Annotated in this window: 12 protein-coding genes; 1 reads left to right on the top strand and 11 read right to left on the bottom strand. The window is 61.5% G+C overall.

The genetic code is table 11. The features are described from left to right. Positions 1-14: 14 nt before the first annotated feature. The 10 genes from ACDZ94_RS19885 to ACDZ94_RS19840 form a co-directional block, all read right to left on the bottom strand. Positions 15-938 carry a hypothetical protein gene (locus tag ACDZ94_RS19885; RefSeq protein ID WP_064452841.1) on the bottom strand — a complete coding sequence of 308 codons (924 nt, stop codon included), beginning with the start codon at positions 936-938 and terminating at the stop codon, positions 15-17. Between the two features lie 59 nt (positions 939-997). Beyond that, positions 998-3,361, bottom strand: a complete 2,364-nt coding sequence (locus tag ACDZ94_RS19880; RefSeq protein WP_432750653.1) for a hypothetical protein — start codon at positions 3,359-3,361, stop codon at positions 998-1,000. A 10-nt stretch (positions 3,362-3,371) separates the two neighbouring features. Continuing rightward, a complete protein-coding gene (locus ACDZ94_RS19875; protein WP_432750652.1) occupies positions 3,372-4,511 on the bottom strand; it encodes a hypothetical protein in 1,140 nt (379 codons plus the stop codon). Next, on the bottom strand, positions 4,490-5,926 hold the full coding sequence (locus tag ACDZ94_RS19870; RefSeq protein WP_432750651.1) for an alkaline phosphatase family protein: 1,437 nt from the start codon (positions 5,924-5,926) through the stop codon (positions 4,490-4,492). The genes ACDZ94_RS19875 and ACDZ94_RS19870 overlap by 22 nt, the downstream gene beginning before the upstream one ends. Then, positions 5,916-7,136 carry a metabolite traffic protein EboE gene (eboE, locus tag ACDZ94_RS19865; RefSeq protein ID WP_432750650.1) on the bottom strand — a complete coding sequence of 407 codons (1,221 nt, stop codon included), beginning with the start codon at positions 7,134-7,136 and terminating at the stop codon, positions 5,916-5,918. Before eboE ends, ACDZ94_RS19870 begins: the two co-directional genes overlap by 11 nt. After that, the gene (locus ACDZ94_RS19860) at positions 7,133-8,017 is read right to left on the bottom strand and encodes a TatD family hydrolase (RefSeq protein ID WP_064452836.1); all 885 of its coding nucleotides are present in this window, start codon (positions 8,015-8,017) and stop codon (positions 7,133-7,135) included. The genes eboE and ACDZ94_RS19860 overlap by 4 nt, the downstream gene beginning before the upstream one ends. Before the next feature lie 32 nt (positions 8,018-8,049). Continuing rightward, positions 8,050-8,733 (bottom strand): EboA domain-containing protein, encoded by a 684-nt coding sequence (locus ACDZ94_RS19855; RefSeq protein ID WP_064452835.1) that lies wholly within the window; start codon positions 8,731-8,733, stop codon positions 8,050-8,052. After that, positions 8,730-9,599 (bottom strand): UbiA family prenyltransferase, encoded by an 870-nt coding sequence (locus ACDZ94_RS19850; protein ID WP_064452834.1) that lies wholly within the window; start codon positions 9,597-9,599, stop codon positions 8,730-8,732. Before ACDZ94_RS19850 ends, ACDZ94_RS19855 begins: the two co-directional genes overlap by 4 nt. Before the next feature lie 5 nt (positions 9,600-9,604). Beyond that, positions 9,605-11,470, bottom strand: coding sequence for a 3-dehydroquinate synthase (locus ACDZ94_RS19845; protein ID WP_432750649.1), 1,866 nt, complete (start codon positions 11,468-11,470; stop codon positions 9,605-9,607). Between the two features lie 412 nt (positions 11,471-11,882). Further along, a complete protein-coding gene (locus tag ACDZ94_RS19840) occupies positions 11,883-12,821 on the bottom strand; it encodes a LysR family transcriptional regulator (RefSeq protein ID WP_064452832.1) in 939 nt (312 codons plus the stop codon). Between the two features lie 109 nt (positions 12,822-12,930). On the opposite strand from ACDZ94_RS19840, the gene ACDZ94_RS19835 reads away from it, so the two are divergent. Next, positions 12,931-14,430: a CoA-acylating methylmalonate-semialdehyde dehydrogenase gene (locus ACDZ94_RS19835; RefSeq protein ID WP_432750648.1), complete on the top strand. Its 1,500-nt coding sequence runs from the start codon at positions 12,931-12,933 to the stop codon at positions 14,428-14,430. Positions 14,431-14,546: 116 nt separating this feature from the next. On the opposite strand, the gene ACDZ94_RS19830 is transcribed toward ACDZ94_RS19835, so the two are convergent. Further along, positions 14,547-14,843: a DUF6124 family protein gene (locus ACDZ94_RS19830; RefSeq protein ID WP_064452830.1), complete on the bottom strand. Its 297-nt coding sequence runs from the start codon at positions 14,841-14,843 to the stop codon at positions 14,547-14,549. Positions 14,844-15,038 lie beyond the last annotated feature (195 nt).

Genomic DNA, 15,038 nt, shown 5'->3' with positions numbered 1-15,038 from the left:
TCCGTCCTTGTGGGTCAGGGTTTGCGCTGCATGAGCTGGTTCCACTGCGCCTTGTGGCCGTTGCTTTGGGACGCCGGCGGTTCGAACAGCTGGCAAGGCGGCGGGTTCGACGGGCACATCGCGGCTACTTGGTCCCAGGTCTGTTTCGGGTCGGGTCTGGCGATACGGAAATTCGTGTAGTTCTGGCTCACGATGGGCGCATTCGCGACGCTGGCGTCCCCCGAAAAGAAGAATGACTGGGGCAAACGGTAGGGCGGCGACCCCGACTGTTGTTTGTTGAAGGCATACCCGAACAGGATCGGCCCCGCCGGTGATTGCAGGTCCAGCGCATACGCCTGCACGCTGCCGTTGAGGTTTTTGCTGCGCGCGGCGCTGTACGGCAGGTGTTCGATAAAGCTTTGGCGTGGCGGATGATTCATCGGTGAAAACATGCAGCAGGCCGGCATGTCTTTCGGGCGGTCCTGCGGATACGTCAGGAAGTACGCCTTGTTGCCCAGGGACACGAACGAGCAGGTGTAGTTGTTGTTCTTGATCGGGAAGATCGGGAGGCAGTACTTCTCGTAGTGCTCCATCATCGCGCCGAAGCCGTCGCCGTCCGCTGGGATGTAGGCGGTGTCGTAGTAGCTGGTGCCCTTGGAAACGGTGTAATCCGCAGGCGTGAGGGTGGAAGGTGGATTGCTGTAGGGCGGCGGGTTTTTCTCGTAGTTGTTCATCACCCGGTACATCGTCCAGTCGCTGATCCATTGCGCCGGAAAAAACGGATCGGACGGGTCGCCGGGCGCGCGCTCGGCAATGCAGTTGCCGTTCTGTTGATTACATCCCTCGCTGTTGTGCACCCCGTTGGTGAAGTACACGGCGCCGCTGTCATCTGCGGCAAACGCGCCAGGGCTGAGCAGCAGTATCAGCAGCAACAGTCGGCTTAAGAGGCTGGTGTTCATAGGACACTCCTGTGGTGTGCCGGGTGATTGTTTCGCCACCCGGCGATCCTGTGTGTGGCTTAGTCGTAGTCGCTCATGCTGAGTGGAATGGGCGGGTAATTGCGTTTCACCAGGGCTTGCGCCCACAGCTCCAGCACCGCGCGACGGCTTTGCGGCATGTCCCGTGTGATGGGCATCGCCAGGGTGCTTTCCTCCTGGTATTCCTTACTGATCAACACAATCAATTGGTCGACGGCGCCCTCGATGCGCGTCAAGGAGTTGAGTGGCATGAACTTGCTCATGATCGGGTACAGGTAATAGAACGGCTGCAGGATGAAGGGGTAGATGAAGGTCTCCCAGATCACGGTGCCCGCGTCCTTGTTCATATAAATGCGGTTCCACGCATTAACGAAATCCTGCTGCAGCTGCGGCTCCAGCGGCAGTACGCGCAGCGGTGCGAGGAAGTCGGTGAAGGCCGTCGGGAGCGGGAAGCTGAACGGAATGGTGGGTGTTTGCTGACCTTCCTGCAGGAAAAAACGCAAGGTCGGAAACCCCGGTGCCAAGCCCGTGACGGTCAGGTTGGCGATGCCATTGGCGTCGGTCTGAATCTTGGTCAGGCTGTATTGCACCGTACTGTTGAGCGGGTCCTGCAACGTGCCCTGCATCGCGATCGGGTTGGCGAACTTAAGCGTCGGGCTCAAGGCGACAGCGGCGGGTGTCGGCAGAAATTGCTGATAGGTCACCGGCGTCATTTGATCCGCTGCCACCGCGAGCCGCGTGGCCATGAGCTGGCGGCCCGTGCCCTCGGTCACCTGGCTGAGCAGCGTCGATGCACCCTTGAATTGCGGCAGGTTCGCGCTGTTATTGGCCGGGTTTTGCGGGTCATTGTTGAACAGCGTGAAGTTGGCCGGGTTGCTGAATGCCAGGTAGTAATCGGTGGTGCACAGCATGTAGGCATTGCCGTATTCCGCCACCCACAACGTGGTGCCGGCCGGTGCGGGCAGGCCGTCGTATTGCACCATGACCTGCAGCGTCCGGGTGTCGCCCACGTCGATAAAGCTGGCGCTCTCCACCACTTCGGCAGTCCACATCTGCTGGGTCGCGGCGGTGACGGCGGTGGCGCCCTGCAGTTGCAGTTCCAGGGTGCCGGTTTGCAGTTGCGTCTGTGCTTGTGCCGTCAGCGTCAGGTCGAGGATGCCGGAGCGCTTGTCGAACGCCGCTTGTTGATAGTCGTCATAACCGAAACTGGCCAGCGGGCTGAATTGCCCATTCTGGCGAGTGCCAATCTGGTAGTTGCCGGCCTGGTACTTGGCGGCTACCGGTATGGCTGCGTTTCTGTCGATCGGATAGAACGGGAAGGCGTTGCTCAGGTCCAGCGACAAGGTAGCGCCATGGGCCTGGGCCGAGATCACACCCAGTTGCGCCGGTGTCGACTGCGCCGGCGTGGTTTTGTAGATGGGCACGGGGCTGGCGGGTAACAGGCGTCTGCCAGCGGGGGCGGTGGGGAATTCGTCTTCGAACCACAGGCCCAGGGTGCCCACCGTACGGCTGTAGGCGGGGTTGAAGAAAATATCGCCGACGTTGTCCAGACCCTGCTGATACATGGCCTGCACCTTGGCCTGGGCTGCCGCACTGGAACTGTGGGTGTCGATGGGCGGGTAATTGTTGAGGATGCCGTTCTTGTCGTAGCAGGTCAGGTAGGTGGAAAAGCGGAACATCAGGCCCTTGGCATTTTGTTGCGCCATTTGCGTTTGCAGGTTTTGCAGCAAGGCCGAGTTGCCGATCACCCACTCCAGGTTTTCCTTCGGAAAACAGGTTTGCCAAGTGGTGGTGACATAGGCCAGGCCGCCCAGGTTGGCCCAGTTGAAGTTCAGGAAGCGGTCGAGCATGCGGAACTGGCGATTGAGCGTCAGGCCGCACTGCGCATTGCCCAGCACCAGCTTGTCGAAATACAGCGCGGTGAAGGTGTTCTGCCAAGGGCTCACGTCCACGAAGCGCGCCGGGGAGGAGGGCGCGCCGCCAAAGGGGTTGCCGAGCAACTGGAAGCTCTGGTTGATCAGCGGGTCCTGGCTCACATAGCCACCGTTGGGCAACTCGCCGCCGGTGACCACCGATTGGGTCTGGTTGTAGCTGACGGTGCCGCACGCGTTGTCGCCGAACAGGTTCCATTCGCCGGGGATCATCGGTGTGGTCAACTGCCCGGCATTGCCCGGCACCTGCATGACGTAGGGCGGTACGCTGGCGGGTGACAGCGGCGCGATTGTCCACGGCAGCAAGGTGCTGATGGCGTTTTCCGGGGTGATGTTGAAGGCCTTCAAAAACGGCCAGTTCATCTGCATTTTTACCGCGTCGTAGAGCGGGTACATGTCGTTGTTGTTGGCGGTCGGCGGGTTCCAGAACATATGGCCGCCCAGGTAGATACGCGGGAAATTCAATACGCTCATGTGAGGCTCCTTAGCGTTGCCACTGGGCGCGTTTGAGCGACCAGACAAAGTCCAGTTTGTGGTAGCCGACAAAGTCTGCGGGCGGCAGTTCGGCCGTGGGGTACACGATGCCGCCCTGTTGTTTGAGGGCGAAATTGAAGTAGCCTTTTTTCGCTGAATACGCGGCGGTGCTGTGGCAGGCGAAACACGAAGACTCGCTCTGGAACGCCGACTCCAGCTGGGAGTTGGCGAGCAAGGTCGGCAGCGTTTTGGATTGCACGCCGATCAACTCGTACTGCGCCAGGGCCGGAAAGTTGGCCTGAAACGTCGTGTTCACCGGCTGCGCCGCCTTTGTGGGCCCGGTGCTGTTGGTCATCGGCGTTGCAGGCGTCGCATTGGTCACCGTGTACTTGCTGTTGTTGCGGTTTTCGAAGGTGGTCCACACCCAGTCGGGGTTCAGTTTGTTGATCACATGCAAACCGCTGAGCGCGGCGTAGCCGACCAGGTATTTACCGTCCTGCTGATAGTAGGCCTGGGCAATGTAGTAACCATCCTTGATCAGTTGCTGCTGATAGGTCGGGTTGTTGCCGATCCACAGCCAGGCAGCCTTCAACTCCCAGGCGGTGGAGGGGAACGACAGGTCGCTGGTCAGCGCGGCCTGGCCATTCACGTTGTAGACGTTCTGCTGCACGATGTAGTTGAAGGTGTCCTGGCCCATCAACAGTTGGAAACGTACCGGCTGGCCTTTTTGCGCCGCCGGCATCTGGCCGCCCATCTGCAGGATCAACCCATCCACTTGCTGCGTGGCATTGAGGTTGTGAAAGGTACGGTTGAGGTTCATGCCCAGTTTTTGTGCCTGTGCAATCACCTCGATCGGTACGCGCTCGCGCTCGGCATACGGCAGGGGCTGAGCGCCATTGCTCAGGTAGACCTGATCCGAAGGCTTCATGGTCTCCCAGACCCGATCAGGGCTTTGCGCGGAGACGTTCTGGTTCAGGCAGGCAAACCAGTTCCAGGCGAGCGTGTCGCGGCTTTGCACGAAGGCCGCGCGGGTCTTGTCGAGGTTGCCTCCAAACTGCAGGAACTGGGTGCAGTCGAAGGGGGTGGTGCCTTGGGCATGGGCCAACCCGGCCAATGCACTCAAGACAGTTATAGATAAGGCTCGCCGCATGGAAGCTCCTTGGCTGTGGCCAGTTCGAGGTGTGGGCGCCCCAGGAAGTGTTCCAGGAGCAGTTGCTTCACTGCCGTCGCCGCAAGGTGTTGCGGTAGCGCCAGTGCGCAATTGGTGATCAGCAGCGGGCCGGTCTGTACGCTGCTGGGTAAGCGACCATGGCTGCCGCGTACCAGGGTGGTGTCCAGTGGGATGAGGTCCATGTAGTAGCGAAAGCCGAGCTTCTTTTGCAGCAGGCGGCGCGCCACTTTCAATGTGGGGAAACGAATCGCCGGGTCGATAAACAGCTCGACCGGGTCGTAACCGGGCTTGCGGTGGATGTCCACGGTGCGCGCGAAATCCGGTGCGTTGCGATCATCCAGCCAGTAGTAATAATCGAACCAGAAACCGGCGGCGGCCACGGCCACCAGCTCGCCGCTGCGCGGGTGGTCCAGCTGCCAGGCGCGTTGCTCGGCCTTGTCCAGCACCTGCTCGATACCGGGCTGGCGTTGCAGCAAGGCTTTGACCCGCGGGATGTCCTGCGCCTGCTTCACGTAGACATGCGCGACCTGATGGTCGGCCACGGCAAACGCCGCGCTGGCGCCGGGGTCGAGCAATTCCCAGCTCAGGGACTGGCGCACCTGCAACAGGCCTTCGGCGCGCAACACGCGGTTGATCGACACTGACTGCTCGACGGCTTCGATGCCATATTCGGACAGCAGCATCACCGCCGCGCCTTGCGCTTGGGCAAAGGTCAGCAGGCGACCCACTTCACTGTCGATGGCCCGTACTTCACCAGCAATCGAGGGATGATCGGGCCCCACGCGCTGCAAGCTGTAATCGAGGTGCGGCAGGTAGATCAACTGCAAGTGGGGCCGGTTGATCTGGAACTCGGCCATCGCGCAATCCACGATCCAGCGGCTCGATGCAATCCCTGCCGCCGGGCCCCAGAACCCTGGAAACGGAAACTCGCCAATCTGCCGTTCGATCTGTTCGTGCAGCCCGGGTGGCGACGAATACAGACCGAATTGTTTGCGACCATCCGCCGGGTAGTGCGGGCGCGGGGTGATCGCGGCATCCACGTCGGCGTACATGTTGTACCACCAGAACAACTGGCTGCAGCGAAAGCCCGGGAGCTCGCGCTTGAGCGTGTGCCAGACCTTTTCACCCTCGATCAGCGCATTGGGTTGCAGCCAGAACCGCACTTCGGCCTGGTCGCGAAAGTACCAGCCATTGCCGACGATGCCGTGCTGCGACGGCGGCGCGCCGGTGAGGATCGAGGCTTGTACCGTCGAGGTGACGGCGGGGAACACCGGTTGCAAGTAGGCCATCTGCGCGGTCTTGAGCAGGGCATTGATATGCGGCGTTGCCTCACCCAGCTGCGATGGCGTCAGCCCGACCACATTGATCAGCAGCAGCGGTTGTTCAGAGCGCATGGGCGTACGCCTCGTGCTTGAGGGAAAGCAGCAGGTTGCGCTGGCGCAGTTGGTCCTCAACCCAGCGCAATTCGGCGGCGATCCCTTCCAGTTGCGCGCGCTCGGTGGTGGGCCGCAGTTGCGCGGGCAGCACCCCCCAGCTGTAGGTTTCCACTTCCAGCACCGGGCGGAAGTCACCATGGGCCGCCAGGTAATCGAAGGTCTGTGCCAACGCGGCCTGGCTGCCGCTGAGTTCGGGCAACAGCAAGTGTTCGCTGAACAGCGGTATATGGAAATGAATGCGCAGTTCACGCAAACCGCTGCAGTCGGCGAGCGCGGCCGGCAGGTCCGGCCAGCTGATAATGCGACCGAGAGGGTCGAGGGCTTTTACCTGATGCAGGTAGGTGGTTTCGGCGAAGGTGCTCAGGGTCTCGAGCACGTGTTCGCGGCGATGCGCGTCCTCAGTTGGCAAGCGGCAGATCATCGCGTTGGACAGCTGGATCTTGCCCACGGGCACCTGGGCTTGACGTAGCCTGGCCAGCGACTGATAACAATCCTCGAACATCACCGCCTGGTGGCACACATCAAAACACAGGGCCAGGTAAGCATGGTTCGGGTCCAGGCGCTGCCGACGCTGGAAGAACGCGATGGCCTGCTCGGTGTTTTCCAGCACGCAATCGGGCTCCATCTCCAGGCAGAACACGATCTGCTTGCCGGTTTCCCGGTGCAGGTTGGCGAGTGCCGCAGTGAGTTGGTTGAGGTGCTCGTCGGCGCGCGCCTGCAATGGCGCGGTCCAGGTGGCGGCATAGCCCAGCGGCACCGTGGAAATCACTCCTTGGTGGCAGTCGACCGGCAAGGCCTGCGCGAGGATGCGCGCCAGGTTCAGGCTGTAGGCCAGCCGCTGGGGGTCGGCCCAGTGGGGTAAATACACCTCGGCTTTCACTGCGCCCTGATGGAATTCGCCATAGGGAAAACCATTCAGCGACGTCAGCCGCAAGCCGGTTTGATCGAGCAACTCGAGGAATTGCGTGCACGCCGATGCCTGTTGTAATTGCGCCGCAGCGTGTGCGCAGATCCACAAGCCGCTGTCCTGTTCGTGCAGCCCGCGCAGGTGTCGCACGCCCTGAAAGTGCTGCTCGATGGAGGTGCGTAACCCGGCCAGGTCACGGGTCGGGTGCACATTGCTGCAATACCCGACCTGGGGCGCCGTCCAGCCGCTACGGGGGCTCATTTAACCACCGGTTCCTGGCCGCGCAGGGCCGAGTTTTCCTGCCATTGCTTGCGTTGGTCGATGGGCAGCGGTGTGCTGACCAAGCCCTTGTCCAGCTGACCGCTCTGGGCAAAAAAGTCCACCGGATTGTGGAACAGCACCTGTTCTACCTGGGCTTCAGTAAAGCCCGCCGCCAACATCGCCTGGCCGGTCTTGGGCACCTTGAGCGGGTCGCTGATGCCCCAGTCGGCGGCGCTGTTGACCACCATTTTTTCAGTGCCGTATTCCTTGAGCAGGGCGACCATGCGCTGCTCCGACATCTTGGTGTTGGGGTAAATGGAATGGCCGCGCCAGCACTCGCTGTCCAGCACCAGCGGCAGGGTCAGTTCGTTGAGGTGGTCAATAATCACCAGGTGCTCGGCGATCCCCACGTCGCGGATCACCGCCAGTGTGCGTTTGGTGCCACCGATCTTGTCGCGGTGTGGCGTATGCACCAGCACCGGCAGATTGAATTGTTTCGCCAGCTCAAGCTGCGCCGCGAGAAAGCGATCCTCTTCGGGGGTGATGTCGTCGTAGCCGATTTCGCCCACCGCCACCACGCCGTCCTTCACCAGATAGCGCGGCAGGAGTTCCAGCACTTCGTTGGCGATCGACAGGTCATTCGCTTCTTTGGGGTTAAGCCCGATGGTGCAGAAGTGATGGATGCCGAACATGCTCGCGCGAAAGCGTTCCCAGCCCAGCAGCGTGTCGAAGTAATCGACGAAACTGCCGACGCTGGTGCGCGCCTGGCCTTGCCAGAACGCCGGTTCGATCACCCCGGTGATCCCGGCGGCGGCCATGTTCTGGTAGTCGTCGGTGGTGCGGCTGACCATATGAATATGCGGATCGAAGTACTTGAGCATGGTGAATCCTCGTCAAGGGCAGGCGGTGTGCATCAGTTCAAGTAGGCGTGCCATTCCGGCGGCAGGCGCAGGCCGCGCAGGCGCTGGTGTTGCGCCGGGCTGAGCAGGTCAAAGGCGATCACTCGGGGCAGGCCGGGGGACACAGTGCGTTCGGCCGCCAGTTGTTCATCGAGCAGGTCGAGCGCCAGTTGGTTGAGGCTGACGCTGTGGTGTTGCGTCAGGCCAACCAGGCGACCGACGTCGAGGCCCATGCCGAGTGCCTTCAACACCAACTGGTGAAAGGCGCGCTCTGGGTAATGACGTGACGGGTAGGCCGTGTCGAGGGCGAGGGCGGCGAACACCTGGGGGTTACTGGTGCGCCCGGCTTGCAAGGCCAGCTCCAGGCACACCCCGTCGCTGTCGAGCCAGTCGAGGGCGCCAAGCAGGGCGATTTTTTCCTGATCGTCGCCCCACAGGAACAGCTGGCGCAGCAGCGGCAATTGTTCGTCCACCGGGGTATGTTCCAGCGCATTGGCCAACACCAACGCACGCGCCAGCTCGACGGCATGGCCCGGCAGCTGACGCTTGCACTGGCCGCTCAACAGCGCCGCGGTGGTGGCGTCCGGTTGTTGCGCAAGCTGTGCCTGAGCCTGCTGCCACCACTGCAGTTGGGCAGCCGCCAGTTGTTGGGTCAACACGTGGCGGTGTTCGGTGAGGCAATCCTGGCGCATGTTCATGTCGGCTTGATCCAACGCTGAAAGTGGGGGAGCAGGAAAAACACCAGTACACACAGCAGGCTGCCCAACGGCTGATTGGCCACGGCCAGCACCAGCGCATCAAACAGTGGCAAGGCGGCCAGGCCCGCCCCGATAAACGCGCGCACCTTGCGCTGTTGCGGGTTGGCCAGGTACTTCCAGTAGTGCCAGCCCAACCACCCCAGCCAGAGCAGCAGCACCGGCCAGAACCACAGGTTATTGGAGTAGATCGCCAAGGCCAGCGGGCTCAGCATCAACAGCAACGGCAGACGGCTGATCAGTTGGTTGCGGTGTTCCTGACGGGCCAGGTAGGTCAAACCGCTGATGTACACCCCGAGCAGGATTGCGCACAGCCAGATCGGCTCCGGCGGCACGGCCAGGCTGGCGGCTGCCGTGAGGTACAGCGCCGAGCGGCAGGCGCCCATCAGCCAGACGCTGTGGGCGTATTTCTTGTGCAGCAGGTTGTAGCCGAAGATGCAGCCCACCAGCAGCACCACACTGCCGAGCAGCCAGTGCGGTTCGTCGATCAGCCGGCTCAGGCCCAGCACCGCCGCCGCAGCGAGTATCAGCAACAGCGCCGTGGCCAGGCCCACGTGCTGACGGCTGGCCAAGCCCAGGGTGATCGGTCGCGGGTTGTGGTGTTGCTGGTCCCAGTCGGCGTCCAGCCAGTCGTTGAGCAGCATGCCGGCCAGGTACAACAACGACAGCGTGATCAACAGCAGCACCCACACCAGTGACGACGGCGGCGCCATTGCCCCGGCACTGCTGGCGAGCAGGGCGGCGGCCAGGGTGTTGGTCCACACCGTGGGCAGGTTGGACACCCGGCCAAGGGTCATCCAGGTTTTCATCGGGCTCATTGCGCGTAACCCTCGCCCAGGGGCACTACCGCATCGCTGCGGGTCGACAGCCGTAGCAGCGCCGCTTGCATTTTCGCGCCGTCGATTTCATGCAGGTCCACCGACTGGCCGATGCGGTTGAGCATGGGGATCGACAGCTGCCCACCCAAATGCTGGCGAAATTCCTCCAGGCCGAGCAACAGCGGTGAGTGGCCTTGCGCATCCTGCAAGCTCAGCTCCGGTGGGCACAAGTTGAAGCCCAGCTTGCGCAACAGGCTCATGACCCGTTGCGTGTCGGCGTCGCTCAACAGCCCGAGTGCATTGGCATACAGCCCGTCCAGGGCCATGCCCACCGCAACGGCTTCGCCATGGCGCAGCCGGTGGTGGCTGAGGTTTTCCAGTTTGTGTGCGGCCCAGTGCCCGTAATCCAGGGGCCGGCCGTTGCCGCGTTCGAACGGGTCGCCGGCGCCGGTGATGTGCCCAAGGTGCAGCTCGGCGCAACGGCGAATCGCATAGCGGCTGGCCGCGTGGTCGAAGTGAGCGAGGGCGTCGGCGTGCTGTTCCATCCACTCGAAGAATGCCTGATCCTTGATCAACGCTACTTTGACCGCTTCGGCCAGCCCGGCGATCTGGTCGCGGCGGGTCAGGCTGGTCAGCAACTGGAAGTCATTGATCACCGCCGTGGCTGGGCAGAAGGCGCCCAGCAGGTTCTTCTGGCCGAAAGCGTTGATGCCGTTTTTCACGCCGATGCCGGCGTCGTTCTGGGCCAGCACGGTGCTGGGGATACGGATCAGGCGAATGCCCCGGTGGAAGGTGGCGCAGGCGTAGCCCACCGCATCCAGCACCGCGCCGCCGCCCAGGGCCAGCACGTAGCAATGCCGGTCCAGGCCGTGTTGCAGCATGTCGGTGTAAAGCTGCTCCAATACCTGTGAGGTTTTGCTCAGTTCACCGGCCGGTACTGCGAGGGGGGCGGTTTGCAAATGCAGGTCGGCATGGGCGGCGAAATAGGCGTCGATCTGTTCGCGCAACTGGGGCGCGCTGTGCAGCAGTTGCTCATCGGCGAACACCATCACCGTCACGGGGGTGTGGTGCTGCGCGGTAAGCGCGCGGTGCAGGCAAGGGTTGAGCGGGTCGAACAGGTGGTCGGTGAAGATCACCGGGTAGTCGTAACTGACCTCGAACCGCCCGCGCAGAGGCGGCTCCACACGGGGCTTGCGCTTGAGCAGGCTGTAGCCGGCAACAAATGCGACCGGCAATACCATACTGGCGAGGATGGTCACCAACAGCGCGTTCTGCTCGATCAGGAACGTGCCGATGGCCGTGTAGGCCAGCGCGAGACCGGCATTGGCCAATGTGGTAATCAGCAAAAAAGCCCGCAGCGGATAGCGTTGCATCCCGGCGGCCACCACCGAGGTTTCCGCCAACACCGGCACGCCGCGCAGGCAGATCAACGACAGCGTGCCCAGCCGATACCCCAACTGCCCAGGCGAACGTTGATGCAAGCCCAGTCGGCCGGATAACAGCCGAAAATAACCGGCGCCCAACGCATACCCCAACCCGGCGCCCAGGCACAGGCCGATAAAAATCACCAGGTAACCACCGAGGCTGCCGAGCATGGCCACTGCCAGCAAGGCAACCATGCTGGAGGGCACCGGTAGCACCACGTCGAGGGCGAGCAGGGCGATCAGCAGCAGTGCAAGGTTGAGGGCCTGGGCCGGCGTGGAAGGCTGGTACAGGTTCAGATGAATCAGGAAGTCCTGGATTTGTTGTTCAAACAACAGAAAGCTGGCAATCACCAGTACAGAAAAGCACAACAATGACAGCCAAAAATGTTCGGCTGGCCCCTTTTTCGAAAACGCACGATACCACCGGCTGCGCTTCATCAAAGCATCCCTTTTGAGTGTTAAGACTTAAGTTCCGTGTCAGTGTCCGGGGCTGTTTTTAGAGCAATAAAATCCCTCGCCTGGTGGGCTGGTTTTATGCGTAATGGCTGATGGCTTTCACGGTATTCATGAACTTAGCCGGTTGTGGTTTTTTTGCAAGTTTGCGAATGAAGGAGTTTTAAACGGGGGCTTTAACGAGGGTGGCGTAACGCAATTTATGCAAATTTTACAATTAGTTGTATGGCTTTTTGCGAGGCGTCAAGAACGCGTTGGCGGCGCTTCGCATACGTATCAAGTTGATGACAAATCCTGTGTGTTCGTTATGTGCGTTATTGCCGCTGGCTATAAGTATTGTATTGATTTTAGGTTGTCGAGAATGACTCCACTTAACCCGTATGAATAAGGTTAAGACTTACCCCGTCAACCTGAAGCCGCCGGACAACTTATCCTTTAGATAGCTCACTAACGTACTGACCGACTTGGGTACATGAGGCGAGTAGGGGCGGATCAGGTAAATCTCATCGGCAAATGCGCCTTTGAGTGTCCACCCCTTGAGCACCTGTACCAGTTTGCCGCTGGTGAGCGCGGCATGGGCGCTGAAATCCGGGAGCAGGGCGATGCCCAGGTGGTTGAGCGCCGAATCACGCAAGGCTTCGCTGTTGTTAGTGGAAAAGCTGCCGGAGATCGGCACGGTGACGCGTTCGACCTTTTTGCCGCCGCGTTCGAACGTCCACGCGGGTTGGTCGGCGCCCCGTGGGTAATAGAGGCAGTTGTGCGCGGTGAGATCGCCGGGCTCGCGCGGTTCTCCGTGGTGTTGCAGGTAATCCTGTGTGGCGACCAACACCGACGTGGTGTCGCACAACTTCCATGCCACATGGGTTTCCGGCACCTGGAAGCCGTGCCGCACCGCCAGGTCGTAACCTTCGGCCGCCAGAGAACTCAAGGCATCCGACACATCCAACTGGATACGCACCTGCGGGTATTGCTGCAAGAACGCCGGCAGGTGCGGCACCAGTTGCTGCCGCGCAAACGCCACTGGCGCGGTGAGGCGCACCAGCCCGCGAATCTCCCCGGCCGAGTCGCGCACCGAGGAAAAACTGCGGGCGATATGTTCATAGGCGCTGCGCACTTCCCGGGTCAAAGACAGCCCTGCATCGGTCAGCCGTACGCTGCGCGTGGTGCGGGTGACCAACCGCGTGCCGGTGGCCTTTTCCAGGTCCGAGATGCGCTGGCTGACGGCGGATTTACTCACCCCCAGGCGTGCGGCGGCGGCGGTGTAGGTGCCTTGTTCTTCCAGCACCGACAGCCAGTGAATGTGGGTCCACAACCCTTCGATCTCAGCTTTTTCCATGGTTCTATTGTTCGCATATGAGGACAATCAGTTCTGGATTCTGCTCTGGTTTGGAACAAACCGAAAGCCTATCGTGTGTCCCAACGTTACCGACCCAGGGGCCACTGCCATGACTGCAACGATCGAACATTACATCAACGACCAGCGCGTGAGCCGCGATGACCGCTATCAGGACGTCTATAACCCGGCCACCGGCGAAGTGACCGGCCGCGTCGCCCTGGCCAGCCGCCAGACCGTTGGCGAAGCCGTCGCTGCCGCCCAGGCCGCGTTCGCCGGCTGGGCTGACACACCGCCGATCCGCCGCGCCCGCGTGCTGTTCGAGTACCTGCACCTGTTGCGTGAACGCAAGGACGACCTGGCGCGCATCATTGTCGCCGAACACGGCAAGGTCTTCACCGACGCCCAGGGCGAGGTGGACCGTGGCATCGACATCCTTGAATTTGCCTGCGGCATTCCCAACCTGCTCAAGGGCGAACATTCCGACCAGGTTTCCCGTGGTATGGACAACTGGACGATGCGCCAGCCCCTGGGCGTGGTGGCCGGCGTTACGCCGTTCAACTTCCCGGTGATGGTGCCGATGTGGATGTACCCGATCGCCATCGCGGCGGGCAACACCTTCATCCTCAAGCCAAGCCCGACTGACCCAAGCGCCTCGCTGTTCATGGCCGAGCTGCTGCGTGAAGCCGGCTTGCCCAAAGGTGTGTTCAACGTGGTGCAGGGCGACAAAGAGGCGGTGGATGCGCTGATCGAACACCCGGACGTCAGGGCCGTGAGCTTCGTCGGCTCCACGCCGATTGCGCAATACATCTACGAAACCGGCGCCCGCCACGGCAAGCGCGTCCAAGGCCTGGGTGGCGCAAAAAACCACATGGTGGTGATGCCCGACGCTGACATCGAAAAAACCGTCGACGCACTGATGGGCGCCGCCTACGGCAGTGCCGGCGAGCGTTGCATGGCGATCTCGGTGGCGGTGCTGGTGGGCGATGTGGGGGACAAGGTGATTGCCGCCTTGACCGCGCGCGCTAAAGAACTGCGCATCACCGACGGCCGCGACTTGAAGGCCGAGATGGGCCCGATCGTCTCGCGTGCTGCGCTGCAACGCATCAGCGGCTATATCGAACAAGGCGTGCAAGCCGGCGCGCAATTGCTGCTCGACGGACGCGACTATGTGCCCACCGAACCCGGCCTGGAGAATGGCTTCTGGCTTGGCGCAACCTTGTTCGACCACGTGACCCGAGACATGAGCATCTACCGCGAAGAAATCTTCGGCCCGGTGCTGGCCTGTGTGCGCGTGGATGACTTTGCCGAAGCGATCAAGCTGGTCAACGATCACGAATTCGGCAACGGCGTCAGCTGCTTTACCCGCGACGGCAACATCGCCCGCGAATTTGCACGGCGTATCGAAGTGGGCATGGTCGGCATCAACGTGCCGATCCCGGTGCCGATGGCCTGGCACGGCTTTGGTGGCTGGAAGAAGAGCCTGTTCGGCGACATGCATGCCTACGGCACTGAAGGCGTGCGCTTCTACACCAAGCAGAAGTCGATCATGCAGCGCTGGTCGGAGAGCATCGAGCAGGGCGCAGAGTTTGCGATGCCGGTGTCCAAATAACCCAAGAACGCTGTAGATCAACTGTGGGAGCGGGCTTGCTCGCGAATGCGGCGTATCAGTCAACACATGTAGCGACTGGCACACTGCATTCGCGAGCAAGCCCGCTCCCACATTTTTTACCGCGTTTCAGGTTTCAGGCATTCGATCGAGCGATCCACCGTCGTCCTGGCCATCTCCAGCAAATGCCACACCGCCAGAATCTTCGCCCGTTCGGGACTTGCAAGCTTCTCACTGCAATTGAGCGTCGTGGCCGAAGCGCTGTCGAGCAAGCTGGCGGTGTAGAGCAGGGCATCTTCGAAGCTCAAGTCTTCGATTTGAACACCGTGGGTGGGCAGGTAATGGTCGATGGCGCGGTTGAACGCGGCGCGGGCTTTGGCTGAGCTGAGGGGTGGGTCGGGGACGACTTTATTCATGGTGTAACTCCGTAATGGCTTAGGAGTCGACACCCGTCGCGACTAAACGAATGGGTGGCGGCTGTACGCAGGTTAGTCGACCGGCCATCACGGAAAATCCGGCGCACCCGAAGGTGCCCTGCGCACAGCCACCATAAAACTGATGGAAGACCGTGCACGTGATGAAAGGTCGGGCGACTAAACCCGATCACTGAT

The organism is Pseudomonas sp. UBT (assembly GCF_050915955.1).
Lineage (GTDB): Bacteria > Pseudomonadota > Gammaproteobacteria > Pseudomonadales > Pseudomonadaceae > Aquipseudomonas > Aquipseudomonas antarctica_A.
Note: the sequence above shows the minus strand (reverse complement) of the source record. Positions and strands in the feature narration are given on the sequence as shown.

Excerpts from the sequence above, each read along its gene's own strand:
- ACDZ94_RS19850 (WP_064452834.1), bottom strand. The coding sequence starts at position 9,599 with ATGAAAACCTGGATGACCCTTGGCCGGGTGTCCAACCTGCCCACGGTG.
- eboE (WP_432750650.1), bottom strand. The coding sequence starts at position 7,136 with ATGAGCCCCCGTAGCGGCTGGACGGCGCCCCAGGTCGGGTATTGCAGC.
- ACDZ94_RS19830 (WP_064452830.1), bottom strand. The coding sequence starts at position 14,843 with ATGAATAAAGTCGTCCCCGACCCACCCCTCAGCTCAGCCAAAGCCCGC.
- ACDZ94_RS19860 (WP_064452836.1), bottom strand. The coding sequence starts at position 8,017 with ATGCTCAAGTACTTCGATCCGCATATTCATATGGTCAGCCGCACCACC.
- ACDZ94_RS19885 (WP_064452841.1), bottom strand. The coding sequence starts at position 938 with ATGAACACCAGCCTCTTAAGCCGACTGTTGCTGCTGATACTGCTGCTC.
- ACDZ94_RS19835 (WP_432750648.1), top strand. The coding sequence starts at position 12,931 with ATGACTGCAACGATCGAACATTACATCAACGACCAGCGCGTGAGCCGC.
- ACDZ94_RS19875 (WP_432750652.1), bottom strand. The coding sequence starts at position 4,511 with ATGCGGCGAGCCTTATCTATAACTGTCTTGAGTGCATTGGCCGGGTTG.
- ACDZ94_RS19880 (WP_432750653.1), bottom strand. The coding sequence starts at position 3,361 with ATGAGCGTATTGAATTTCCCGCGTATCTACCTGGGCGGCCATATGTTC.
- ACDZ94_RS19870 (WP_432750651.1), bottom strand. The coding sequence starts at position 5,926 with ATGCGCTCTGAACAACCGCTGCTGCTGATCAATGTGGTCGGGCTGACG.
- ACDZ94_RS19840 (WP_064452832.1), bottom strand. The coding sequence starts at position 12,821 with ATGGAAAAAGCTGAGATCGAAGGGTTGTGGACCCACATTCACTGGCTG.
- ACDZ94_RS19845 (WP_432750649.1), bottom strand. The coding sequence starts at position 11,470 with ATGAAGCGCAGCCGGTGGTATCGTGCGTTTTCGAAAAAGGGGCCAGCC.
- ACDZ94_RS19855 (WP_064452835.1), bottom strand. The coding sequence starts at position 8,733 with ATGAACATGCGCCAGGATTGCCTCACCGAACACCGCCACGTGTTGACC.